Below are 22,830 nucleotides of genomic sequence, written 5' to 3' on the forward strand. Positions count from 1 at the left end.
GTTATGATCCCCGCATGAATGATTACCTGAGGCTGCAGGAATGGTCATCGGCGCTGCTCACCGGGGAAAGGATCCGGTTCCGTGAGCTCCGGGAGCAGGACCTGCCGCATCTGTCCGAATGGTGGAATGATCCCGCTTCCGCCATCCTGCAGCAGAACAGGGTGGCCGCCCGTCCGCAGGGAACGACGGCGGACATGTTCCGGACGTGGAGCAAGAACGAGTCGCCGTCCGGCTTCGGGTACAGCATCGTCAATCCTGCCGAGCGCCTGATAGGGCATATCAGCGTCTGGGGCATGTCCGTCCCGGAGCGCATTGCCACCATGGCGATCATCATCAGCCCCGAATTCCAGGACCAGGGATTGGGTCGTGAATCCCTGCAGCTTGGACTGCGGATTGTCTTCGAGGAAATGGGTGCGCACAAAGCCGAGCTGCAGACCTGGTCCTACAACGAGCGGGCTCTCCATCTGTACCGGTCGCTGGGCTTCAAGGAAGAGGGGCGCCGCCGTGCCGCGGTGTTCCACCAGGGGGTTTTCCACGACCAGATGCTGCTGGGGATGCTGGAGGACGAGTACCGGGTTTCCCCGTAGCGGCTACCGGGGGAGAGCAGGTGCGTGTGCCCGGGCGCTGGTCAGCCAGTCATCCATAAGCACCGAGACTGCGGCGGGACGCTCCATGTACAGGTGGTGGCCCGCGGCGTCGAGCACTGCGAACGTTCCGCGCACGTAGTGGTCCCTGAGCGCCAGCCCGTCCTCATATCCGGTGACGTGGTCCTGCCGGCCGAAGATATGCAGCGACGGCGCCTCGAACGGTTCCGGATGGGCTGCCTCCGGCTCCCGCCGCAGCGCGTAGTCCGCGGCAATCCGCCCGGTCACCTGCTGATCCGTCCCCCGAAGACCGGGAAGGACAAATTCGTTGAACGCCGCGAGGGTGCCCGGAGTCTGGATGACGGCTATTTCCAGGAAGTCATCATCGGCTGCCTGGTCCGGAAGGGCCGCGGAGATGACTTCGCGTGCGGGGAGCACCCGCTTGCGGTGGTCGGCTGTGAAGACCGCCCCTAGGGTAGCCAGCCCGAGCACCTGGCCGCGCATCGCGTGCGCCACATGTCGGGCAACCATGCCGCCGAAGGAATGTCCGATGATCGCGAACGGCTCGTCTCCCAGCCGGTCCCGAAGCTCGTTGACGACGCCGTCGGCCACGTCCTGTGCGCTGGCGACCGGCCCGGGAACCGCCTGTTCGGTCCACGGCAGGTCGAGGTAGATGCGCCGCCATGAACTGTCAGCCAACGAGCTTTCGAGGGGCAGCATGCTGCGGTGGTCGAGCTCGAAACCGTGCATCAGTACCAGCGGCCTGCCCTGTCCCGCCTCATGTGCTATCACCGCATCATCCTATGCGGGCTGTCCCTGAAGGAGGGGGAGGACGGCACCGGTCTTCAGACCGATTCTGAAGAGGGCAGCGGCTGGAAAATCCGCGGCTCGTGCGCCCAGACCCCGCCGACCTCGTCCATGGTCCGGCGCATGATCTTCTCCATCGCATTCCGGGCCAGCTCAGGGTTGTGGGCGTGGATGGCGTGGGCAACGTCCATATGCAGCTGCAGGGCTTCGTCATGCGGGTGGTCCGGCATCAGTCCGTAGTGGGTCCGGCCGCGCAGCACCTCAGCGATCATGGACTGCATCTGGCTGAACATCTCATTTCCGGAGGCCGCCAGCACCAGCCCGTGATACCGGATATCGAGGTCCAGGAACAGTTCCAGGTCTCCGGTCCGGCCGGCTGCCCGCATCTGCGTTGCCACCGTCAGCAGCTCGGCTGCCAGCTCGTCGGGGGCATGGACCGCGGCCAGTTCCGCTGCGGCGGGTTCGACGGCGGAGCGCAGCTCGGTGAGTGAGCGGAGCTGGCCGCCTTTTCCGGAAGCGGCGAGACGCCACCGGATCACCGTGGCGTCAAAGACATTCCAGTCAGTTGCGGGGAGAACCCGGATACCCACGCGCTTGACGGTTTCCACGAGGCCCAGTGACTGCAGCACCCGCACCGCCTCGCGGGCAACGGACCGGGACACCTGCAGTTCGGTTTCGAGGTGTTCCGAATGCATGGTGTCTCCGGCAGCAAGTTCACCGGAGACAATCCGCATGCCCAGCGTTTCCATCACGAGGTTGTGCAGCCGGGAACTCATGCGGACCGGCGAGGCATTGCTGCGGTAAGAATCACCTCTGTATTGTACGCACCGGCGTCGTAACGTCCGTCACAGCAGCAGCTAGCCGGCAGCCTGCGTTGTCGCGTTTCCCTGCGGTTTCACCACCGGGAAGCTGCCGTGCGGTTCGTCGTCCTCTTCGAAATGGTTATAGGCCCGAGCCACAATCAACGGATCGGGTGCGTGTGCAATGGAGCGATCCTTGTTCGGGTATTCCACCGTGTTCAGCACGTGGCGCATCGCCTCGAGCCGGGCGCGTTTCTTGTCGTTGGACTTCACTGCCGTCCAGGGAGCGTCTCCGGTATCCGTGTAGAAGAACATGGCCTCCTTCGCCTCCGTGTAGGCGTCCCACTTATCCAGGCTGGCCAGGTCAGTAGGTGAGAGCTTCCACTGCTTCACGGGATCGGTTTCCCGGGCAGCGAACCGGGCCATCTGTTCCGCTCGGCCCACCGAGAACCACAGCTTGTGCAGCAGGGTGCCGGAGTTGACGAGCATCCGCTCCAGTTCCGGAACCTCCCGCATGAACTCAAGGTACTGCGCCGGGGTGCAGTACCCCATCACGCGTTCGACGCCGGCCCGGTTGTACCAGGAGCGGTCCATCATCACGATTTCCCCGCCGCTGGGCAGCGTACGGATATACCGCTGGAAGTACCACTGGGTCTGTTCCTCGGAGGTGGGCTTTTCCAGGGCCACCACCCGTGCGCCGCGGGGATTCAGGTGCTCGTCGAACCGCTTGATCGCTCCGCCCTTTCCGGCGGCATCCCGGCCCTCGAAGATGATGAGCATTTTCTGGCCGGTTTCCTTGACCCACAGCTGCATCTTCAACAGTTCAATCTGGAGGCGGCGCTTCTGCCGGTCATAGGTCCGCCGGTTGAGCTTGGTGTCATAGGGATAGTTCTGCCGCCAGGCGTCGTCGTCGACGTCGATTTTGAGCTTTTTGCCCTTCTTTTTGAGCTCCTGAAGCTCATCGAGTTCCTGGGCGTAGTCCTCAGCGACAGCGACGCGCTGCCCGTTCAGGCTTTTCCCGTCCGCCTCCGCTCCGTCGGTTACCGGCGGCTGCCGGGTCGAAACTTCCTTGGTGCCGTTCTTATTGTTTGCCATGACATCTCCGCTGCAGGTCCGTTTTTCCGAATCTACGCGGCACTGCCCACGGATTGGAAGAGGAATCGGGTTCTGTGCACGACGGCGTCGGGCAGCTTGGGCGGCGCGCCTGACCGGGAGCCGGTGCCCGGCCACAGATAATGGTTGGCGATGACTTCACTACGCACCAAAGCTCTGTCCATCATTGCCCTGCTTGCCCTCGGTACCGTCGGCTGCACCCCGGTTACCGACAGCCATTCCGCACCAGCTCCGTCCGCTGACATCTCCGAGTCGGCCTCCACCCAGCCTGCAGCGACCGAGCCCGCCGACGTCGAGCCCGCCCAGCAGGAACCGGCCGAACCGGCGGCACCGGCTGCGGCAGGCACCGCCCTGGACCAGCTGGCAGGCATCCCGATCAAGGGCCGCGCGCCGAAGACCGGATATGACCGGGAACAGTTCGGCCCGGCCTGGGCTGATACGGACCGCAACGGCTGCGACACCCGCAACGACATCCTCGCCCGGGACCTCGTGGACGTCGTGTACAAGGACGGAACCCGGGAATGCGTGGTTGCTTCCGGCACGTTCCTGGACCCCTACACGGGAACCACCATCGCGTTTGTCCGCGGTAACGCCACCAGCACCGCGGTTCAGATTGACCATGTCGTGGCCCTGTCCGATGCCTGGCAGAAGGGGGCCCAGCAGCTCTCCGCCGAGGAGCGCCGCCAGCTGGCGAACGATCCGTTGAACCTCATGGCTGCCGACGGTCCGGCGAACGGCTCGAAGTCCGACAGCGACGCCGCCACGTGGCTGCCCGCCAACAAGGGATTCCGCTGCGAATATGTGGCCCGGCAGACCGCGGTCAAAGCCGAATACCGGCTGTGGATGACGCAGGCCGAGCATGATGCCATTGCAGCGGTGCTCTCGGGCTGCCCGGAGGAGCCCGTTCCCGCCCGTGATGGAGCGATGCCCGTAGCAGCCGATGCCGCCCAGCCTGCACCGGCCGTGGAACCGGCTCCTGCCGCGCCCGCTCCGGCCGCTCCCGCACCGGCCGCGCCTGCTCCGGCGGCGCCCGCAGGGGCGAGCTATGCCAACTGCTCGGCGGTTAAAGCCGCGGGTGTTGCGCCGATCCGCCCCGGAGACCCCGGTTGGGATCCGAAATTCGACCGGGACGGCGACGGCGTGGGCTGTACGTCCTAGGCCACCGGCAACACACCATGCCCCGCCCTGCAGCGAAATGCTGCCCGGGCGGGGCCTGTTTCGCGTTAGGAGTTACTGCGTGCGGTTCGAAGATCCCGTGCGGGGTCGAAAATCCAGGGCTCCAGCGGGATCCGGGCAGGGGAGAAGGCGGCCAGCGCCGCGTGCAGGTCCCCGGGCAGTCCCAGCGACCCGAGGATCTGGGCCCGGACGGCGTCGGCGTCCAGCCCGGCTGCGGCGAGGTCGGAAAGGGTGACGGCGCCGTCCCGCTTGGCCAGCCGCTGCCCGGAGGTATTCAGGGCCAGCGGTACGTGGGCGTAGCCGACGGGCGGCAGGCCGAGCAGGGAACCGAGATAGGCCTGCCGGGGTGCCGAACTGAGCAGGTCATCCCCGCGGACCACCTGGTCGATGCCCTGCAGTGCGTCATCCAGAACCACCGCAAGGTTGTAGGAGGGGGCGCCGTCGTTGCGCAGCAGCACCAGGTCATCAACGGCCGAGGTGTAGCTGCCGTGCAGCTCGTCGGTCACGGTGAACTCGCGAACCTCCGCCCGCAGGCGCAGCGCCGCCGGACGGTCCCGCCGTCGTCGGGCGCGTTGTTCTTCGGTCAGGTGGCGGCAGGTGCCGAGGTAGGCTCCGGGCGGTGCATGCGGAGCCGAGGCCGCTTCCGCCACCTCCCGGCGGGTGCAGAAGCACTCGTATACCAGTCCTGCCCGGCGCAGTCCGTTGATCGCATCGAGATAGATGTCGGTGCGTTCTGACTGACGGATGATGTCTGAGTCCCAGTCCAGGCCGACGGCGGTAAGGTCGCGCAGCTGGGCGGCTTCGGCGCCGGAGCGCACCCGGTCCAGGTCCTCCATCCGCAGCAGGAACCGGCGGCCGGTGCTGCGGGCGAAGAGCCAGGCCAGCAGGGCGGTGCGCAGGTTTCCTACATGCAGCTCTCCGGTGGGACTGGGAGCGAAGCGGCCGGCGGCGGAGGAAATAGGCACAGCTTCAGTCTATTCCGGCGCCGTGGGATCCGCCGGTCGTGCCCTTTCCGCTCCGGGCGGAAGGGAAGTACATTAGCGGGGTTTCTGAGGTGCGAGTCTGCGGACCGGGGATGTCCGCATGGCCGTGGTTCATTCCCGGGGCGGTGCTTAGCGTTGCAGGCATGGGACTTATGGAGCTCGAGGTTGCGCGGATGGAACACCGCCTGCGGGCAGCCGAGGTAGAGCGCCGCCACGCCCTCCGGCGAACCCTGCAGGAGCGGCAGCAGCCGGACGGCGCGGAGCGTGCCGAGACCGACTGGCCGCTGGCCACGCTTCGCCTGGGGCGGTTCAGCTTCGCGCTGTTCCGCACCGTCCGGCTGCCGGACGAACCCGATGTCCGCCATTCACCAGGGACGTCCAGACTTCTTCCGGGGTAGCGGGGGCAGCGGAACTCAGACCCTGTTGTCGGCCGTGCCCTGGGCCCCGGCGTCGTACGTTTCATCAACCAGGTCCGCGCGCACCAGGCCCTCGCCGCGGACCCAGAGACGGTAGGCGCCGAACAGGAACGCGATCCACACGGCGCCCACAATCAGGGCCACCCGGGTTTCGGGCATGATGCCGAGCAGCGCCACAATGAAGACCATAAAGGCCAGCGCCGCATAGGACGCAACCGGCCAGAACGGTACGCCGAATTCGGAGGCCGGCAGGTTCCGGCGCTTGATTTCCCGCTTCATCGCGATGTGCGAGAGCAGGATCATCAGCCACACCCAGACCGTCGCGAAGGTGGCAATGGAAGCGATGATCGTGAACAGCGATTCGGGCAGCAGCGCATTCAGTACGACGCCGGCCAGCAGCACCACGGCCATGGTCGCCACGGTCATCCAGGGCACGCCGTGCCGGGAAATCCGGGCGAACGACGCCGGGGCCTGACCTTCCTGCGAAAGTCCGTAGAGGACGCGGCCGGCACCGAAGATGTCGGAGTTGATGGCGGAGATCGCGGCGGTGATCACCACGGCGTTGAGGATGTGCGCTGCCGCGGGGATGCCGAGGGCGTCGAAGATCTGCACGAACGGACTGGTTTCGCCGTTGATGTCCTGCCACGGGAAGATCATCATCAGGATGCCCAGGGCGCATACGTAGAAGAGCAGGATGCGTACCGGCACGGTGTTGACCGCGGCCGGGATGGCCTTCTTGGGGTTGTCCGCTTCGCCGGCGGTGATGCCGATGGTTTCAATGCCGCCGAAGGCAAACATCACAATCGAGAAGGACGCCAGCAGGCCCCAGAACCCGTTGGCGAAGAACCCTCCGGAGCCCAGCATCGTGTCCAGGCCGGGGTTGGCGGCGTCGGGCAGTCCGAAGCCGAAGACGACGATGGCCGCTCCGCCTACGATCATCGCAATGATGGCGGCGACCTTGATCAGCGAGAGCCAGAATTCGGTCTCGCCGAACACCTTCACCCGCATCAGGTTCAGCGCGGCGATCAGCATAACGACGGCGAGGATCCAGATCCAGCGCGGTACGTCTTCGAACCAGAAGCCCATATAGATACCGAACGCAGTGACGTCCGCAATGGCGACGATGGCCATTTCGAAGGCGAACGTCCAGCCGGTGATGAACCCTGCGAACGGGCCCAGATAGCGGCTGGCGTAGTGTCCGAACGATCCGGAGACCGGATGCCGGACAGCCATTTCGCCGAGTGCCCGCATGACCAGGAAGACAGCGGCTCCGCCGATCATGTAGGCCAGCAGGACGGACGGTCCGGCGGACTGGATGGCTGAGGCGGACCCGTAGAAGAGGCCGGTGCCGATGGCCGAACCGAGCGCCATGAAGCGGATGTGCCGGACATTCAGCCCGCGGGCCAATGCCTGGGTAAAGGAGGACTTCAAGAAAACGCACCTTGGAATGTGGGGAGGTAGGCCGATTCAGGGGCCAATCCATATTACGCCCACGAGCCGGATGCGGTTTTCAGGGTGTGGGGTGGCACATAGACCCACCAGCGGGTCCTAGCCGCGGGAGGGGCAGCCTGACGGACGTTGATCTTCCCAAAGGCTTAGGGTCCTGGGGCAGCATCCGTTCACACCACACCCATGAGTACGTTGAAGAGCGAATTATGTGTAAAACTCCCAGTAAGATAAAAAACCAACTCCCTTTAAGGGGCCCGTAGTGCGGTCCTTTCATTTTTGTCCCGAAAGGACGGAAAACCTGATGAGTAAAACCAAAACCAAGCAGTACACTTTCGGACGACTCGTATTTGATTTCCTGATGACCGTAATTACCGGAGGTTTCTGGCTTATTTGGGTCCTGGTAAAGTACCTTCGGACGCACTGAGGCATCGAACGAATCGGCAGCATGATTGCCGCCATAGCACCCCGATCCTGTGGGGACTACCAGTAGCTCATTGGCGGGATGGCAGGAAGGACTGGTCGCCGTTGCTAACAGAGGCACAGGCAGGTCCCCGCTTGGGGAATCCTGCCCGTGCGCTGGTTTAACTCCTCGCTCACCCTCCCCGCTCACCCTGCTCCGCCGGATAGCTGATCCTTGCCTCATGCGGAATCAGCGGCCTGTCCGCCCGGACCTTCATCTCCTGCACGGTCCAGGCGTTGCCGTCCGGATCCGCAAAGCTGAAGAAGGTTCCGCCGTCGCGCTCGTCAAAGACGGTCACGTCGCCGACGTCCACGCCGCGGTCCAGCAGTTCCTGCCGGGCCGCCGACGCATCCGGCACCACCAGCTGCAGCCCCCGCAGGGACCCGGGCAGCATGCCCTGTTGGGAAGCCGGGTCACCGAGCACGATCGAGCAGCCCGAGCCGGGCGGAGTCAGCTGCGCGAAATCCATCTGCTCGGTCGACGTGCGGTGATCCAGGTTAAAGCCCACCTTGTCGCGGTAGAACTCGATCGCCCGGTCCTGGTCGCTGACCGGGACGATCATTACCTCAAGGGTCCAGTCCATACTCAGCACCTACCTTCCGGCCCGGACGGAGGCGAGCAGCTCGTCCAGCTGGTTGTAGCCGTCAGACATGACGTCCCCCATGCCGTTGGATAGAAATTCATCCCGGAATCCGACCGACGGGTACACGGAATGGCCGGTCAGCCGGCTCCTGCCGCCGGGCAACTCTGTGAAGGTGCTGTATTCCAGTGTGACCACATCCGGATAGCCCTCGAATTCGAAGGTCTGCAGCAGAAACTCGTCCTGCCGCACGCTGTGGAAGACTCCCCGGGAGACGTACTCCACGCCGTCGTCACCCACCTGCACCCAGCGGTACGCTCCACCGGACCGCGGCTCGAAAAGGTCATACCGTGGCGGCGTGGACCCGGAGCTGTTCCAGCGGGCATACAGATCCGGATCCGTGTGCGCCGCGAAGACGGAATGAACAGGGAACTCGAACTCGCGGTGATAGTCGATCAACGGCTGCCCCTTGGGAGCATCAATGATCAGCGGGTTGCTCATCACGCACCCCTTCCCTGCAGTGCTTCCGGCTGGAGCTGGGCGAGCAGTTCGTCCATCCGGTCGAAGCCCTCGGAGACCCCGCCCTCCATACCGGAGGCTGCCATGCCGTCGCGCGCCTCCATGGAGGGGTAGACCGCGTGGGTGATGATCCTGGTGCGGCCGCCGTCGAGCGCCTCGAGGGTCATGAACTCCAGGCTGGTGACGTCTGGATAACCGGAGAATTCGAAGGTCTGGATGGCGAACTCGTTTTCCCGCACGGTGTGGAAGATGCCGCGGAATTCGTAGGGCACTCCCTCCGGTCCGGTGTGGATGTAGCTGTAGGAGCCTCCCGTACGGAAGTCGTAGTGGTTGATGTCCATTTTATTCCGGCGTGGTCCCAGCCACTGGACCAGCAGGTCCGGTTCGGAGTACGCCCGGAAGACTTGGTCCACGGGATAGTCCACCTCGCGGCTGAAATCGATGAAGGGGACACCCTCTGGAACGGTGAGCTGCAGTGCATTGGTCATGATGAATCCTTTGCCTGCGGACCGCCTTTCGCTGCGGCCCGTGCGTTGAGCACGGCGTCAAGGCTGCGGAACTGCTCCTCGCGGGTCAGCCGGTACTGGCCGATCCAGGCGGTGAGCGCCTCCAACCGTGCGGGATTCAGGTGGACGGGCCGGCGCTGGGCGTCACGGCTGCGCGTGACCAGCTGCGCCTGCTCGAGGACCTGGATGTGCTTCGAGATGGCCTGCTTCGAGATCTCGAAGGGTTCCGCCAATTCGTTGACCGTGGCAGGGCCCCGGGAAAGCCGGGCGATGATCTGGCGGCGGGCCGGATCGGCCAGGGCCAGGAAGGCCTTGTCCAGAAGGGGTTCGTCGCTGGAGGATTCCATGCTGTTGGTCAGCTTCTGTCTGCTCGCATTAGTAGCGGTGTAATCAAGGTGCTGGTTGTTCAACCTTTCGGTTGATTACGAACGTACGACGGCGTCGGGGGAGGGTCAAGGGTTTGGTGAAGTTTTCTTAAGGATGGCTGGGCGCCTGTGCTGGCGGAACGGGGGGGCTATGTCAGGCGGTGTGCTGTGTCGATGCCTGTGCTGTGCGCGGGAAGGTGCCGGCAAAGCCTGCGTTAGGGTTGTCCCGCAGGCCTGATGCGTGCGGGGAATGATGCCTAAGGTCATGGAAAAACGGGGGACCCATGGAATACCAGTATCCGTACAACGGAGATGAGCCGACGCCGTCGTCGTCTCCGCCACCGCCTGCTGCAAGCCCGGAATCGACGGTTGATCCTGCCGGGAACGGGACAAACGGTGCAGCCGGCGGTACTGGGGATTTGCCGCCGTTGGGCGCGCTGGGGACGACGTTGATGGTAGTGGGCAACATCCTCTATCTATTGACGGCCGTTCCCGCCTACGCCATCTTTGTGCTCGCAACACAGCTGCTCGAGGAATCGCAGTTGGACCCGCTTACCTTCTGGGCGAGTGTGGGGTGGCTGATCTCGTTCGCCGCCAGCTGGGGCGCCTTCGTATGGCTCTACCGCGACGGGGCGGCCAGACGCGGCGCCGTGGTATTCCTCGGAATCTTCTTCTTCTGGTGTGGAACGTCTCTGCTGTCTCTGTTCGCATTCGCGTAAGAACCGGCAATCGGGGAGGCGGTCGACGTCGCGCGCCAAAGTAGGCGCTGGGGCGGGTCCTGACTACAGGTCTGCCCTGTGGGCCGTGACTGCATGGTCCGTCTGGCCGGAACAATCACGCCTCGGCGGGAGGGATTCCGCTGTTTCGCCGGAAAAGGGAGGTCCCCGTACCCAGTGCTTCAGGTTCCTTCCCCGCGACCGTAAACTGGCGGCAATTTATCCCCAGCAGCCTTGTGGAAGGGATGAGCGGATGGACGAGCAGCCTCCCGATCCAGCAAAGGGTCCCTCCGGAGAGCCCGGTGCTTCCGCGGCGTCGGGCGCTTCCCCCGCGTCCGGGCGGAAGCCGCGCAGGAAGGCCGATCCCAAGCGTTCCGCCATTCTGGGCGCCATGTTCCTGATGGCCACCAGTGCCATCGGACCCGGATTCATCACCCAGACCACCGTGTTTACCGTTCAGCTCGGGGCGGCCTTTGCGTTCGCCATCCTGGTGTCGATCCTGGTGGACATCGCCGTCCAGCTGAATGTCTGGCGGATTATCGGCATTTCCGGGCTGCGGGCCCAGGTGCTGGGCAACAAGGTCCTCCCCGGGGCCGGACTGGTGCTCGCGATTCTGGTGTTCATCGGCGGACTCGTCTTCAACGTGGGCAATGTGGCCGGTACCGGCCTGGGATTGAACGCCATGCTCGGCCTGGACCCGAAGATCGGTGCTGCTGCTTCCGCTCTGCTGGCCATCCTGATCTTCCTGTCCAAACGGGCCGGGCTTGCGCTGGACCGGGTGGTGGTGGTCCTTGGTGCCCTGATGATCCTGCTGATGCTTTACGTCGCCATTGTTGCCGGACCTCCGGTAGGGAGCGCGCTGAAGAACACCGTCCTGCCCGAGCAAGTGGATTTCCTGGCCATTACCACCCTGATCGGAGGGACGGTCGGTGGATACATCACTTACGCCGGGGCGCATCGGATGGTTGACTCGGGAAATTCCGGGCTCGAAAACATCAAGCCCATTACCCGTGCTGCTCTGTTGGGTGTGATTGTCACCGGGGTGATGCGGGTACTGCTGTTCCTGGCCGTTTTGGGTGTGGTTGCCGGGGGAGCGGTACTGAGCGGAGAGAATCTGGCTGCCGATGCCTTCCGCATCGCTGCTGGAGAGATTGGCATCAGGTTCTTCGGCATTGTGTTCTGGGCTGCGGCCCTGACCTCGGTAATTGGTGCCTCGTACACATCCGTTTCCTTCGTCACCAAGCTTTCCGGCACCGATCGTGTCCGGAACCTGCTCACGGTGGCGTTCATCGCGGTCTGTGCGGGAGCCTATCTGCTGCTGGGCCAGCCGCCGCAGACACTGCTGGTTTTTGCAGGGGCTTTCAACGGGCTCATTCTGCCGCTCGGGTTTGCCATCCTGCTGTGGGCTGCCTGGCGGCGCCGGGACCTCCTGTCCGGGTATCAGTATCCGCGGTGGCTGCTCATCGTCGGTGTCCTGGCCTGGCTGTTGACCCTGTACCTTGGCTGGAATTCGCTTGCCGGTCTGCAGGCTCTGTGGGCATAAGGCTTTGTGTAAATCGGGCTCTGCGAACACAAGGTTTCGTGTAAAAGGCTCTGTGAACACAAGACCTTAGGGACCTAGCCGGTACACCATGGCTCCTTCGATCCACGGTCCGGACGTCGGCAGCTGCATAGTCATCGGCGCATATCCGCTCAGAAGGGTGGAGGCTCGCAAGCAGCGGCATAGTGCTCGTTGCGGCCCTGATCCGCGGAGGCTGCTCCATTCCCTGGTGTCGCTCCGTACGTCGAGGCTGCTCCATACGTCGAGGCTGATCCATACGCTGAGGCAGCTTCAGACGTTGGTGGCGCGTTATAGGCAGGTCTCGTTCCGGCTGGTACGGAGTCTTGGTGCAGTCCGGCCTTGTTCCCATCCGTCTCGTTCTCACCCATCTCGTTCCCACCCATCTGGAGGTGCGCCCGTGTCTGGTACTTCCGCCCGGCCGGAGACGTCCACTCGAGAAGCCCCGGTTCAGGTTGCCGGGCGGTCCAGAAACCAGCGGTTTTAAGGGCGTGGTGTTTTCGGCAAAGGCATTCGAGGTTCCCATGGTCAGTTGGTCCTCCTCTGGCCCACGGAATGGTGTGGTCGATCTCGGCGGTGAGTGCGTTGGCCGAGCAGCCCGGAAAGCGGCAGGTCGAATCCCGGGCCTGCAACCAACGGCGGAGTCCCGGAGGTACCCGCCGTTGCCTACCGACGCTGAGGATCTCACCGGTGTCGCCATCCTGCAGCAGCCCGGTCCAATGTCCGATGCTGCGCACCAGTTCCCGGGCCGAATCCGCGCTGATCGGTCCGTATCCATGCAGTTCTGCGGGACGGTTGTCCAAACCGAGCAGGGTTTCCGCATTGATCAGGACCATTACTTCGGCTTTCACCCGCGGTCCAAGCGGAGCGACTGTCCGTCCGGAGGTCTGCCTGGTATTTGGAGCGGCCGTGGCGGAAAAACTATTCGGGGCGGAAACACGGACGGCTCCAGCGGGGGAGTGATCAGAACGCGAAGGCACTTGATTGGAAGGCGCTTGGTTGGAAAAAGCCGGGTCGGAAGGTGCATTGGGTGGGCGGGCGGATGTCCTGCCGCGACGGTCGCTTCGGGATGAATCGAAACTCGTGCGCTCGCCGCGCCCGACGGTGCGGCTTTCACCGAGGAGCAGGGATACCAAGATGTCCGCCCGCAGCTGGTCAACGGTTCGGGGATCACCGGCCGCCTGTTCGGAGCGGGCACACGTCGTCAAACCGGTAAAGATGGCTTGGCCTTCGGGTGCAGGAAGACGGGCCGATAGGAAGCACATCCCATCCAACTGAGGTTCGAGGCACACCCTGCGGTCATTTCTAGCCTGACGGTGGCGGACATTCATGTCCGCTTCCGGCACCAGTGCCTCATACAGCCTCCGGGCTTTGCGCTCCAGCTGCGCAGCGGTCAGGCCCTGCGCTTCGCTCAGCAGGTGGTTCTCCAGTTTGGCGCGAGTGGTCTCCGGTAGCGAAACGACCGAGGAACAGATGATCTGTGCCTTGCGGTAGCTGAGTCTGCCCGCTTCCAGCTCAGCCAGTACGGCGGGGCACCCGGAGCAAAGCGTGGACGAATCAATCACAAGACGCTGGGCAGTCATGGGAGGGAGGGACAGGAGCGCGCCTATCTCCGAAGCCGCCAGTCGGAAAGCGGTCTGGGAATCGCACAAGGCGTCCAGAGTCCCGTCCGGATCCACGTCGCGGGTGACCAATGCTTCGAACCGCGATACGGCCCGGGCCTGTTGTGCCTGCGCCCACCCGATAAGAGCGTCCAGGCGTTCCAGTATCCGCAGGAGGTCGTCGCGTCCGAGGGCTTGGACATTTTGGAGCCGCAGGTCGCCGCTGAGTCCGTCGGCAATTGAGGCAAATGAAGCCGGGTCGGTACAGGCATCACTGCCGGCGCTCGCCGACCCTGACTCCGACACGTGGAACTCGTATGACTGCATGAACTGATTCCATCAAGAGGCGGGGCGCCTGTCGGCAGCAGTGAGCGCGGTTGTGGAGAACCAGTCGGTGCCATGCAGGAAGTCTCAACTGTGGAGGAAGAGTGCGGATGGCCGGGACAGTAAACGAAATGGATGGAGCGGGGAGGTGAAGCGGTGGGGCAGATCGCCGGCAGGGTGCCAGCGGGGGACACGGGAGGTGCGGCGGTGGACCCGGCAGGTGCGGCGGTGGTACGGGAACGGGAACGGGAACGGGAAGCGGGGGAGGGGGGCGGTGGTAGTGCGGGAATCGGGAAGCAGTAGGTGGAGCGGCGCGTTAGAGCGGTGGATGGAGCGACGGGGTAGGGGCAGGTGGAACCGCAGGTTCGAGCAGTGGGACTTGGAGTGAACAGGCAGGGGAAACTAGGCAACCCCGGATGATCAACCCCCAAGGCTCAGGAACGGATCTCCCCAAACGAATCCCCACGCCCAACGGCGGTCCCGGGCTCAATATCAGCACGGGAGAAAGCACCCGCACGGTGTGCACGGACAGTGGTCTCCATCTTCATGGCCTCCAGTACCGCCACGGGATCGCCTTCGGCCAGCTCCGCACCGTCGTCGGCGACCCACTTCACCAGGTTTCCGGCCATGGGAGAGGCGAGCACGGCGTCGTCGACCCCCGTAGCGCCTGCCGAACCCGCCCCAGCACCAGCACCAGAACCACCCGCGCGCAACGCATTCAAAAGCGCAGCCGGAACCCCAACCCGCACAGCCCGGCCGTCGACGTCGATGGTCACCGTTTCCCGCTCGGCACCGGACACCGACGCAGCAATTTCCGGCGAAGCAGCCAACGGTTCGGCAAATTCCGACTCAATCCACGTGGTGTAGACGCCCAACCGATCGGCACGGGTAAACGCTTCAGAGCGGACGACAGCACGATGGAAGGGAACAACCGTAGGTACGCCACGGATCACCAGCTCGTCCAGCGCAGCCCGGGCACGACGCAAAGCCTGCGGCCGGTCCTCGCCCCAGACGATCAGCTTGGCCATCAACGAGTCATACTCGGCAGGCACCACAGAGCCGGACCGCACACCGGAATCCATCCGGATCCCGGGACCGGTCGGCGGCTCGAACGCCTCCACAAGACCCGGTCCAGGCAGGAAGCCCCGCGCGGGATCCTCGGCGTTGAGCCGGAACTCGAACGCATGCCCGTACGGAACGGGATCTTCAGTGAGGGACAGTGGCAGCCCGTCAGCAATCCGGAACTGCTCCCGGACCAGGTCGACGCCGGTGGTCTCCTCGGTGACCGGATGCTCGACCTGCAGCCGGGTGTTGACTTCCAGGAAACTGATCAGCCCGTCCGGGGAGACCAGGTATTCGACCGTCCCGGCACCGGTATAGCCGGTCTCCCGGCAGATGGCTTTGGCCGATTCGTGGATGGTCGCGCGCTGCTCGGAACTCAGAAACGGTGCGGGCGCTTCCTCCACAAGTTTCTGGTTCCGCCGCTGCAGCGAACAGTCGCGGGTGCCGACGACGACGACGTTCCCGTGCGTGTCGGCCAGCACCTGCGCCTCCACGTGCCGGGGCCTGTCGAGGAACCGTTCCGCAAAACACTCGCCGCGGCCAAACGCGGAAACAGCTTCACGCACCGCGGATTCGAACGCGTCCTCCACATCCTCCATCCGCCGGACGATTTTCATGCCGCGTCCACCGCCGCCGAACGCCGCCTTGATCGCCACCGGCAGCCCGTGCTCCTCGGCAAACGCGCGGACCTCTTCAGCACTGGAAGCCGGGCCCTCGGTGCCCGGAACCAGCGGTGCGCCGGCCCGGACAGCAATCTCCCGCGCAGTGACCTTATTGCCCAGGTCGCGGATGGCCTGCGGTGACGGACCGATCCAGGTCAACCCGGCGTCGAGCACCGCCTGCGCAAAGTCCGCATTCTCCGAAAGAAACCCGTAACCGGGATGCACCGCGTCGGCCCCTGCCCGGCGCGCGGCGTCGATCAGCTTCGGAATATTCAGATATGTGTCCGCACCGGAGGCACCGCCCAATGCATAGGCCTCATCGGCGATCCGTACGTGCAGCGCGTCGGCGTCGGGCTCCGAGTACACGGCCGCCGAGACGATTCCGGCGTCCGAGCAGGCACGGGCCACACGCACCGCAATCTCGCCGCGGTTGGCGATCAGGACCTTTTTCATGGGGTTCCTTCCGGAAACAGGGCGGCCGTGTCCTCAGCGCCGAGCGGTGTCAGGGTATCGGGATCAACAAAAACAAAGCGCACCGGGTGCCCGGGCGGCAGCTGCGCGGCCACGGGCAGGTCCTGCGGAACGACGACGGCGATCACGGGGTAGCCGCCGGTGACCGGATGGTCGGCCAGGAAGAGGACGGGCAGGCCCGACGGCGGCACCTGCAGCGAGCCGGCAACCACACCTTCACTGGCCAGTTCCCCGTTCCCGGCGCGGTGCAGCGGCTGCGCCGCGGCGTCCTCCGGGTCGGTCGCCAGCCGCACGCCGATCCGGTTGGACTCGTTGGTAGTGAACCAGACGGAGCGGGTCAGGGCCGCGGCGGCGTCGGGCCCGAACCAGTCCTGCCGCGGGCCGGCGGTGATCCGCAGGAGGGTCGGGGTGGTTCCGTCACCGAGAGCGCCCACGCCGCCGGGCGCACCCAACGACGACGGCTCGGGCGCCCCGACCGGAACCACACCGGACACCGCGCCCACCGGTAGCCGTGCCCCGGTGTCCAACGCCGGCGGACCGATGCCGCTCATGGTGTCCGTGCTCCGGCTGCCAAGGACCGGCGCCACCGCAATCCCGCCGCGCACCGCGACATAGCTGCGTACTCCGCGGAAGGGAGAGCCAAGGGTCAGGATCTCGCCGTCGAGCAAGGCAAAGGGAGCGTTCAGCGGTGCAGGACGGTCCCGGGCACCGTCGGGGGAGACGACGGCGGCGGGCAGCTCCGCGCCGGCAAGGGCCAGGACGGCATCGCCGCGGGCCACCAGTTCCAGTCCGCCGAAAAGGTTCTCGATTATGGCGGCGTCGGGAGGGTTGCCGACCAGCCGGTTGGCCTGCCGCGCGGAACGGAGGTCTGCGGCACCGGACACGGAGACGCCGAGATCGGCATACCCGGGGCGGCCCAGATCCTCGATGAGGGACTGGAGGCCGGGGCTGCGGACCTCCAGCGAGGTGCCGGAGGCAGCAGGTGCGGCAGACGGTTCGGCAGCAGGTGCTTCGGCCGGCTCGTCCGAAACGACAGCGGTCTGCACCAATTCCCGAACCGGCTTAAACCAGACCGAATCGCCGGGCCGGATGAGTGCCGGTGAATCCCGAGCCAGGTCCCACATCACAGCATTCGTGCGGCCGATCAGCTGCCAGCCGCCGGGGGATTCGCGCGGATAGACCGCCGAATAGTCGCCCGCGAGCGCCACCGACCCGGCCGGCACCGCAGTGCGGGGAGTACTGCGGCGGGGAACCTTCAGCACCGGGTCGCCGCCCACCAGATAGGTGAACCCGGGCGCAAATCCGCCGAATCCGCCGGTCCAGGCGGTACCGGTGTGTGCCTTGATCACTGCGTCTTCGGACAGGCCGGTGAGCCGGGCAACCTCGGCGAGGTCCCCGCCGTCGTACACCGTCTCGATGGTCACCGTCCGCGCATCCGGCACCTCGCCGTGCGTGAGGTCCAGCGCCTCAATGAGTCCTTCAGCGGCAACTGTTTCCCGCCGGCCGGCAAACCGGACGAGGACGGTGGCGGCGGCAGCCAGCACATCCACCTGCCCGGGCAGCGGCCTGGCGCGGAGCTCGGCGGAGAGGGCGACGACGTCGGACAGCGACTCGAGCTCGACCAGCAGCGCGCGCGTCCCGGCCGGCCGGATGCCCCGGATGCGCGTGCCCCCGCCCCCGCTCACACGAAACTCGAAATACTCACGCCGGCGTCTTCCAGCCCGGCGCGGACCGCCTTCGCCATCGCGACCGCTCCGGCAGTATCGCCGTGGACGCAGATCGATTCGGCGGACATCGGAATCTCGGTGCCGTCGATAGCGGTGATAGTGCCCTGCGTGGCGAGGCGGACCATGTTGGCGGTGACCGTACCGGCGTCGGAAATCACCGCGTTGGACTCGCGGCGGGAGACGAGCGTGCCGTCGGGGTTGTAGTTGCGGTCAGCGAAGGCTTCAGCCACGCCGCGCAGGCCGGAGTCGGCAGCCATCTCCAGGGCAACGGCGCCGGGCAGCAGCAGGACGGGCAGGTCCTTATTGAAGGTCCGGACCGCGTCGACGACGGCACGGGCGTGCACCTCGTGGCGGACGATGGTGTTGTAGAGGGCGCCGTGCGGCTTCACGTAGCGGACCTCGGATCCCGCTGCGCGGGCCAGACCCTGCAGGGCACCGAGCTGGTACAGCACGTCGTTGAACAGTTCGGTGTAGGAGCAGTCCAGGAATCGGCGGCCGAACCCGGCCAGGTCCCGGTAGGCCACGTGCGCGCCGATGGTGACTCCGGCGGCGACCGCGTCGCGGCAGGTCTGCGCAATGGTGGACGGATCGCCGGCATGGAAGCCGCAGGCCACGTTGGCGCTGGAAACGGACTCAAAGATCGCGGCGTCGTCGCCCATGGTCCAGTTGCCGAAGGATTCGCCCACGTCGCTGTTCAGGTCGATGACCGGCATGGTGGAACCTCCGCGCTGATGGGGAACGCCGAATGGGGAGCATGGTGGGGAGCGTCCGGTATTAGTCTGCCCGGTCGGGTCCGTGTGTTCAATAATCTGCGGGCAGGCTCTGCAGGTTCGTAATTTTATTGATTCGGGGTGGAAATAGCGGTTAATCCAATCGAACAAAGCAGTGCATGGGTTGTTCGGCCCATTCCCGTCTAAGTTCTTTTCCCCTAGGGTTTCTCCACAAGGGGGAATTGGAATGAGGGTAAAGCCGTTAGCTGTGTTGCTGTGCAGCTCAGTATTGCTGTCGGTCGGAATATCAGGCTGTACCGCATGGACCAAGGGTCCTCACAGCCCCGCGGCCGAGGACGTTACGGAGCAAACGTCCCGGGAGTCGTACGACGAGTTCGTGGCGCAGATGGACGAGATTCTGGCGGTGACCGGAGAACCCACGGGATGGACCACGGAATTCGGCAGACCGTGGCCGCTGGAACCCGGCAATGTTCTGACCCCCGACGCCTGCGATCCAGAAAACTGGAGGACTTCGCCGTACCAGATATCGCTGCAGGTCCTTGGACCGGGCACTGACGACCTGCAGGCCGACCGCGATGCCATGATCCGCTATATGGAGGACCAGGGGATGCAGATCAGCGGGGTATTCGGGGATCCTTCGTATCCTGAAGGCGTGGCTTGGACCGTCTTTGGCCGTGCTGCGGACGGACGAACGATCCACTACGGAACAGGCACAGAGCGCCGGTCGGTCATCCTGCACGGAGAGTGCTCCAGCCATCCGTCCATGCGGGACGGCGTTTCGCAGGAAGCACCCTAATCATGGAACGTCTCCGGAAGAGCGGGCGGCTAACGCTTGTGCTGTCGTGCATGCTGACTTCTGTCGCCGCCGGCCTTTCAGGGTGCGCGGGCGGAACGGAGCAGCTCGGGGACCGTTCTGCGCCGCCTTCCACGGACCAAACGTCCCGGGAGTCCTACGACGAGTTCGTAGCGCAGATGGACGAGATTCTGGCGGTGACCGGAGAACCCACGGGATGGACCACGGAATTCGGCAAGCCATGGGGTGCTGACATGGATACCGTCCTGTTGCCGCGGGTCTGCGATCCGGACAACTGGGAGGACTCGCCTCATCGGATACAGCTGACGGTGGTCGGACCGGGTACTAAGGACCCTCAGGCCGACCGGGCTGCGATGATCGAGTACATGAAGGATCAGGGGATGGAAATCACCGGTCTCTTCGGGGACCCTTCCTACCCGGACGGCGTGTCCTGGGACGCTTCCGGCATAGGTCAGAATGGCTTGGAGATCACCTATGGCACGAGTTCCCAGTCACGGGTGGTGACTCTGCACGGAGAGTGCTCCAGTGATCCGTCCATGCAGGAGTCCGTCTCCCGGGAAGCACCCTGAAGCCCAGCTACCCGGTCGGCACAATGTTGTGGTTGCGCCGGAAGAGGTTCTGCGGATCGTAGGCGGTCTTCAGAGCGGTGAGCCGGGCCAGCTTGTCCGGGCCGTAGACGGACGGGGCGGTGCCCTGCGCCACCGGATCCTCGGCGCCCATAAAGTTCACGTACTGCGCGCCGGAGGAAAACGGTTCCACCGCCTTCGCCAGCCCGCGGACAAAAGCCGTGCGGGCGGCGTCGTCCGCCGGGTCCTGCCAGAAGCCGTAAATGTTCAGCCAGTAGGGGGCATCCCGGGTGGGAAAAGCGGTGGCGTCGTCCGCGACCCGGCCGTAGGCGCCGCCCAGATGGTGGATGTCAAAGCCGGTCCCGTGCCAGGTCTGCTCACAGCCGGCACGGACCAGGGCATCAATGGCGGCGTCATCCAGCCGGTCGATGGAGGCGTTTTTCCAGTAGGCGCGGGAGCCTGGCGGGAACGTTGAATCCATGGCCGTCTGCCAGTCCGACCAGGGCACCGCCTCCACTGCCTCCATGTCAGGGGGAGCGGCCGCGGCAAGCTGCCGGATCAGCGCTGCCCCGGCCTCCTGATCCGGGTCCGCCCAGGCGAGTCCGATCACCAGCAGCGGTTGGTCACCCATGTCCCATTCCTCGGTCGGTACCAGGCAGCTGATGATGGTGGTCATCTCGTCGGGCAGGCCGGGCGTCCACGCGTCATAGGCGCGCAGCGCCTGGCGCCAGTGCACATTGCCGTACGCCAGGTTCCCGGTGAGGACCTGCGCTGGCAGCGGATGCGCCCGGAAGGTAAAAGACGACACAACGCCGAAGTTCCCGCCGCCGCCGCGAAGCCCCCAGAACAGTTCCGAATGATCGTCGGCGGACGCGTGGACCTCCTCGCCGCCTGGGGTGACGACGTCGGCAGCCTCCAAGTTGTCGATGCTCAGCCCATGTGCGCGGGTCAGCCAGCCGACACCCCCGCCGAGGGTCAGCCCGGCCACCCCCGTGCCGGAAACGACGCCCATGGGAACGGCCAGGCCGTAGGGCTCGGTGGCGGCGTCGACGTCGCCCATGGTGGCTCCCGCCTGCACGGTGACGGTGCCGCTGTCCGCGTCTACGCTGACGTCCCGCAGGCTCCCCATATCCAGCACGACGCCGTCGGCGACCGTGCCGTTGCCGGCCACATTGTGCCCGCCGCCGCGGACCGCCAGCGGCAGGTCCCACTGCTGCGCAAAGGCGAGGACCGCGGCAATATCCTCGACGGAAGCAACACGCACCACCATCGCCGGCAGGACGTCGATCATGCCGTTCCAGACGCGGCGGGCGTCGTCGTACGTCTCGTCCTGGGGCAGGACAACGGAACCGGACAGGGACGTTCGCAGGGCGGCTACGGCGTCAGGGGAGAGTTCGGGGACCATGGGGTCCACCACCTTTGGGCGGCCAACCGCCGGACGCCCGGATGGTGTTCGGTCACTGTGGTTTCCTGCCGCTCTAAGAATTCTTCGCCTGCCGGCCGGGGGAATCAAGGGGCCGCCCGCTCCCACCCGTGCCGGCGGAGCGCCGCTCCTCCTGCTCCGACTTGAGAGCCAGCAGCACCACCGTCAGTGGAAAACAAAAGGCCTCCCGGAACGATCTTTCGTCCGGGAGACCTCAATGTTGGTGCGGCTCGTTTCTAGCAGGGACGCCAGGATTGGCCGCCGGGCGCGTAGCAGCGCGGCCCGGTGTAACCCGGAGGGCCGCTCTGCGCCGGCGGAGCCACATATTCCGGCGCGGGCGGTGCCACATACTGCGGCGTGGCAGCGCGCCGGTTCGCCTCGGCCTGTTCAGCCGCGATTCGGTTGGCCTCGGCCTGTTCGGCAGCAACGCGGTTCGCTTCAGCCTGCGCGGCTTCCGCTGCCTTCCGGTCTTCCTCGGCCTGGGCCGCCGCTGCCCGCTCCGCTTCAGCTTCGGCAGCCACCCGCTGAGCCTCATCCTCAACGGCCTGACGCTCATTCTGGATGCTGACCAGCGTCTCGTGACGTTCGTGCACCTGCGTCTTGGCAGCGGCGGCACGCTCTTTGAAGGCTGTCTTTTCCGCGTCGGAAAGCGCGGCCCACATCATCGACGTGCCTGCTTTCGCACCGGCGTCGAGCACGTCAAAGGCAGTGTCCGCCGTCCTCGCCAGGGCCAGGACGGCGGCCGCGGCGCTAGCTGCGGTCGCCACCGAAGAACCTTCGGCCTGAGCCGCAGCCTGTTCTGCGGTCTGCTCCAACGCGTCGACCATGGCAGGCACGGTGCAGGCGACGTCGGCGTCGTACATCCCGGCCTGGTTGTCCCGGGCTTCCTCGTAGGCTGCATCCACCGGAGGCCGGAACTTGGCGTTCGGTTCATACGTGACAGGAATGCCAAGACCCTGCCGCGCCACTTCAGCGTTGATGAGACGGTCATCTGCGTCGTAGACACCGGCAAGGGTGCGTCCGTAGCGGTCCTCGCGCTCGACGTCGAACTCCAGGGTCACCGTACTTCCGGGCGGCAGGGCGTCTTCGATGAAGTCGGTTGCTTCCGGGCCCAGGCATTCCACGGGCTTATTGGGGTCCTTGGTTTCCGGAGTGTCAACGTTCAGGAGCCGAACGGTGAGTTCCTGGTCCTCGAAGTTCACCACGAGGGTGTCGCCGTCGATGACGCGGACAACTTCCCCTTGATTCTTGTTCGACGAATCCGCGGTCGAGGCGGAGGTGCACCCCGCCGTAGAGGCGGCAACGACGACGACGGCGGCTGCGGCCAGCGCTGCTTTGCGGCTGATCATAAATTTTCCCCAACTATTGAATTGTCCGAAAGAAATCTATCGGCCGGGTTCAGCTGCCGGGTAGCGGT

General features: G+C 65.3%; 22 protein-coding genes. 7 read left to right on the forward strand and 15 right to left on the reverse strand.

The window, feature by feature from the left end; genetic code table 11:
* Positions 1–14 precede the first annotated feature (14 nt).
* Positions 15–587 carry a GNAT family N-acetyltransferase gene (locus tag N2K95_RS03150; RefSeq protein ID WP_260652874.1) on the forward strand — a complete coding sequence of 191 codons (573 nt, stop codon included), beginning with the start codon at positions 15–17 and terminating at the stop codon, positions 585–587.
* Positions 588–590: 3 nt separating this feature from the next.
* Here the strand turns inward: N2K95_RS03150 and N2K95_RS03155 are convergent, their stop codons facing one another.
* The 3 genes from N2K95_RS03155 to ppk2 form a co-directional block, all read right to left on the reverse strand.
* Complete coding sequence (locus N2K95_RS03155; protein WP_260652875.1) at positions 591–1,376, reverse strand: alpha/beta fold hydrolase; 786 nt, start codon at positions 1,374–1,376, stop codon at positions 591–593.
* Between the two features lie 53 nt (positions 1,377–1,429).
* Positions 1,430–2,167, reverse strand: a complete 738-nt coding sequence (locus N2K95_RS03160) for a FadR/GntR family transcriptional regulator (RefSeq protein WP_260652876.1) — start codon at positions 2,165–2,167, stop codon at positions 1,430–1,432.
* A gap of 81 nt (positions 2,168–2,248) precedes the next feature.
* Positions 2,249–3,286, reverse strand: coding sequence for a polyphosphate kinase 2 (ppk2, locus tag N2K95_RS03165; RefSeq protein WP_260652877.1), 1,038 nt, complete (start codon positions 3,284–3,286; stop codon positions 2,249–2,251).
* 150 nt (positions 3,287–3,436) lie between these two features.
* Between ppk2 and N2K95_RS03170 the strand changes: the two genes are divergently transcribed.
* Positions 3,437–4,462 (forward strand): GmrSD restriction endonuclease domain-containing protein, encoded by a 1,026-nt coding sequence (locus tag N2K95_RS03170; RefSeq protein ID WP_260652878.1) that lies wholly within the window; start codon positions 3,437–3,439, stop codon positions 4,460–4,462.
* Positions 4,463–4,527: 65 nt separating this feature from the next.
* On the opposite strand, the gene gluQRS is transcribed toward N2K95_RS03170, so the two are convergent.
* Positions 4,528–5,445 (reverse strand): tRNA glutamyl-Q(34) synthetase GluQRS, encoded by a 918-nt coding sequence (gene gluQRS / locus N2K95_RS03175; RefSeq protein ID WP_260652879.1) that lies wholly within the window; start codon positions 5,443–5,445, stop codon positions 4,528–4,530.
* Positions 5,446–5,606: 161 nt separating this feature from the next.
* Between gluQRS and N2K95_RS03180 the strand changes: the two genes are divergently transcribed.
* Complete coding sequence (locus N2K95_RS03180) at positions 5,607–5,861, forward strand: hypothetical protein (protein ID WP_260652880.1); 255 nt, start codon at positions 5,607–5,609, stop codon at positions 5,859–5,861.
* Positions 5,862–5,876: 15 nt separating this feature from the next.
* Here the strand turns inward: N2K95_RS03180 and N2K95_RS03185 are convergent, their stop codons facing one another.
* The 5 genes from N2K95_RS03185 to N2K95_RS03205 form a co-directional block, all read right to left on the reverse strand.
* Positions 5,877–7,250: an amino acid permease gene (locus N2K95_RS03185; RefSeq protein ID WP_260653708.1), complete on the reverse strand. Its 1,374-nt coding sequence runs from the start codon at positions 7,248–7,250 to the stop codon at positions 5,877–5,879.
* 671 nt (positions 7,251–7,921) lie between these two features.
* The gene (locus N2K95_RS03190) at positions 7,922–8,371 is read right to left on the reverse strand and encodes a VOC family protein (RefSeq protein ID WP_260652881.1); all 450 of its coding nucleotides are present in this window, start codon (positions 8,369–8,371) and stop codon (positions 7,922–7,924) included.
* A 9-nt stretch (positions 8,372–8,380) separates the two neighbouring features.
* Positions 8,381–8,869: an SRPBCC domain-containing protein gene (locus N2K95_RS03195; protein ID WP_260652882.1), complete on the reverse strand. Its 489-nt coding sequence runs from the start codon at positions 8,867–8,869 to the stop codon at positions 8,381–8,383.
* Positions 8,869–9,375: an SRPBCC family protein gene (locus tag N2K95_RS03200; protein WP_260652883.1), complete on the reverse strand. Its 507-nt coding sequence runs from the start codon at positions 9,373–9,375 to the stop codon at positions 8,869–8,871. Before N2K95_RS03200 ends, N2K95_RS03195 begins: the two co-directional genes overlap by 1 nt.
* Positions 9,372–9,740: an ArsR/SmtB family transcription factor gene (locus N2K95_RS03205; protein WP_255793018.1), complete on the reverse strand. Its 369-nt coding sequence runs from the start codon at positions 9,738–9,740 to the stop codon at positions 9,372–9,374. Before N2K95_RS03205 ends, N2K95_RS03200 begins: the two co-directional genes overlap by 4 nt.
* A gap of 302 nt (positions 9,741–10,042) precedes the next feature.
* Between N2K95_RS03205 and N2K95_RS03210 the strand changes: the two genes are divergently transcribed.
* Both N2K95_RS03210 and N2K95_RS03215 read left to right on the forward strand, forming a co-directional pair.
* Entirely contained in the window at positions 10,043–10,477 is a 435-nt protein-coding gene (locus N2K95_RS03210) for a hypothetical protein (protein WP_260652884.1), read from the forward strand.
* 250 nt (positions 10,478–10,727) lie between these two features.
* On the forward strand, positions 10,728–12,017 hold the full coding sequence (locus N2K95_RS03215) for an NRAMP family divalent metal transporter (protein ID WP_260652885.1): 1,290 nt from the start codon (positions 10,728–10,730) through the stop codon (positions 12,015–12,017).
* Positions 12,018–12,166: 149 nt separating this feature from the next.
* On the opposite strand, the gene N2K95_RS03220 is transcribed toward N2K95_RS03215, so the two are convergent.
* From N2K95_RS03220 to N2K95_RS03235, 4 genes are all read right to left on the reverse strand, one after another.
* A complete protein-coding gene (locus N2K95_RS03220; protein ID WP_260652886.1) occupies positions 12,167–13,960 on the reverse strand; it encodes an HNH endonuclease signature motif containing protein in 1,794 nt (597 codons plus the stop codon).
* Between the two features lie 431 nt (positions 13,961–14,391).
* Positions 14,392–16,134, reverse strand: coding sequence for an acetyl/propionyl/methylcrotonyl-CoA carboxylase subunit alpha (locus N2K95_RS03225; protein ID WP_260652887.1), 1,743 nt, complete (start codon positions 16,132–16,134; stop codon positions 14,392–14,394).
* Positions 16,131–17,837, reverse strand: a complete 1,707-nt coding sequence (locus N2K95_RS03230) for a 5-oxoprolinase subunit B/C family protein (protein ID WP_260652888.1) — start codon at positions 17,835–17,837, stop codon at positions 16,131–16,133. Before N2K95_RS03230 ends, N2K95_RS03225 begins: the two co-directional genes overlap by 4 nt.
* Positions 17,834–18,592 carry a LamB/YcsF family protein gene (locus N2K95_RS03235; protein ID WP_260652889.1) on the reverse strand — a complete coding sequence of 253 codons (759 nt, stop codon included), beginning with the start codon at positions 18,590–18,592 and terminating at the stop codon, positions 17,834–17,836. Before N2K95_RS03235 ends, N2K95_RS03230 begins: the two co-directional genes overlap by 4 nt.
* 394 nt (positions 18,593–18,986) lie before the next feature.
* Between N2K95_RS03235 and N2K95_RS03240 the strand changes: the two genes are divergently transcribed.
* Positions 18,987–19,406, forward strand: a complete 420-nt coding sequence (locus N2K95_RS03240; RefSeq protein WP_260652890.1) for a hypothetical protein — start codon at positions 18,987–18,989, stop codon at positions 19,404–19,406.
* Positions 19,407–19,456: 50 nt separating this feature from the next.
* Complete coding sequence (locus N2K95_RS03245) at positions 19,457–19,993, forward strand: hypothetical protein (protein WP_260652891.1); 537 nt, start codon at positions 19,457–19,459, stop codon at positions 19,991–19,993.
* Between the two features lie 7 nt (positions 19,994–20,000).
* On the opposite strand, the gene N2K95_RS03250 is transcribed toward N2K95_RS03245, so the two are convergent.
* Both N2K95_RS03250 and N2K95_RS03255 read right to left on the reverse strand, forming a co-directional pair.
* A complete protein-coding gene (locus tag N2K95_RS03250; RefSeq protein ID WP_260652892.1) occupies positions 20,001–21,395 on the reverse strand; it encodes an FAD-binding oxidoreductase in 1,395 nt (464 codons plus the stop codon).
* A gap of 254 nt (positions 21,396–21,649) precedes the next feature.
* Positions 21,650–22,762, reverse strand: a complete 1,113-nt coding sequence (locus tag N2K95_RS03255) for a thermonuclease family protein (RefSeq protein ID WP_260652893.1) — start codon at positions 22,760–22,762, stop codon at positions 21,650–21,652.
* Positions 22,763–22,830 lie beyond the last annotated feature (68 nt).

The sequence above is a fragment of the Arthrobacter zhaoxinii genome, assembly GCF_025244925.1.
Lineage (GTDB): Bacteria > Actinomycetota > Actinomycetes > Actinomycetales > Micrococcaceae > Arthrobacter_B > Arthrobacter_B zhaoxinii.

What these genes read in the sequence shown, in the direction of transcription:
- N2K95_RS03150 (WP_260652874.1), top strand. Translation starts at nt 15, where the DNA reads ATGAATGATTACCTGAGGCTGCAGGAATGGTCATCGGCGCTGCTCACC.
- N2K95_RS03160 (WP_260652876.1), bottom strand. Translation starts at nt 2,167, where the DNA reads ATGAGTTCCCGGCTGCACAACCTCGTGATGGAAACGCTGGGCATGCGG.
- ppk2 (WP_260652877.1), bottom strand. Translation starts at nt 3,286, where the DNA reads ATGGCAAACAATAAGAACGGCACCAAGGAAGTTTCGACCCGGCAGCCG.
- N2K95_RS03170 (WP_260652878.1), top strand. Translation starts at nt 3,437, where the DNA reads ATGACTTCACTACGCACCAAAGCTCTGTCCATCATTGCCCTGCTTGCC.
- N2K95_RS03180 (WP_260652880.1), top strand. Translation starts at nt 5,607, where the DNA reads ATGGGACTTATGGAGCTCGAGGTTGCGCGGATGGAACACCGCCTGCGG.
- N2K95_RS03185 (WP_260653708.1), bottom strand. Translation starts at nt 7,250, where the DNA reads ATGGCGCTCGGTTCGGCCATCGGCACCGGCCTCTTCTACGGGTCCGCC.
- N2K95_RS03190 (WP_260652881.1), bottom strand. Translation starts at nt 8,371, where the DNA reads ATGGACTGGACCCTTGAGGTAATGATCGTCCCGGTCAGCGACCAGGAC.
- N2K95_RS03195 (WP_260652882.1), bottom strand. Translation starts at nt 8,869, where the DNA reads ATGAGCAACCCGCTGATCATTGATGCTCCCAAGGGGCAGCCGTTGATC.
- N2K95_RS03200 (WP_260652883.1), bottom strand. Translation starts at nt 9,375, where the DNA reads ATGACCAATGCACTGCAGCTCACCGTTCCAGAGGGTGTCCCCTTCATC.
- N2K95_RS03205 (WP_255793018.1), bottom strand. Translation starts at nt 9,740, where the DNA reads ATGGAATCCTCCAGCGACGAACCCCTTCTGGACAAGGCCTTCCTGGCC.
- N2K95_RS03210 (WP_260652884.1), top strand. Translation starts at nt 10,043, where the DNA reads ATGGAATACCAGTATCCGTACAACGGAGATGAGCCGACGCCGTCGTCG.
- N2K95_RS03215 (WP_260652885.1), top strand. Translation starts at nt 10,728, where the DNA reads ATGGACGAGCAGCCTCCCGATCCAGCAAAGGGTCCCTCCGGAGAGCCC.
- N2K95_RS03220 (WP_260652886.1), bottom strand. Translation starts at nt 13,960, where the DNA reads ATGCAGTCATACGAGTTCCACGTGTCGGAGTCAGGGTCGGCGAGCGCC.
- N2K95_RS03225 (WP_260652887.1), bottom strand. Translation starts at nt 16,134, where the DNA reads ATGAAAAAGGTCCTGATCGCCAACCGCGGCGAGATTGCGGTGCGTGTG.
- N2K95_RS03235 (WP_260652889.1), bottom strand. Translation starts at nt 18,592, where the DNA reads ATGCCGGTCATCGACCTGAACAGCGACGTGGGCGAATCCTTCGGCAAC.
- N2K95_RS03245 (WP_260652891.1), top strand. Translation starts at nt 19,457, where the DNA reads ATGCTGACTTCTGTCGCCGCCGGCCTTTCAGGGTGCGCGGGCGGAACG.
- N2K95_RS03250 (WP_260652892.1), bottom strand. Translation starts at nt 21,395, where the DNA reads ATGGTCCCCGAACTCTCCCCTGACGCCGTAGCCGCCCTGCGAACGTCC.
- N2K95_RS03255 (WP_260652893.1), bottom strand. Translation starts at nt 22,762, where the DNA reads ATGATCAGCCGCAAAGCAGCGCTGGCCGCAGCCGCCGTCGTCGTCGTT.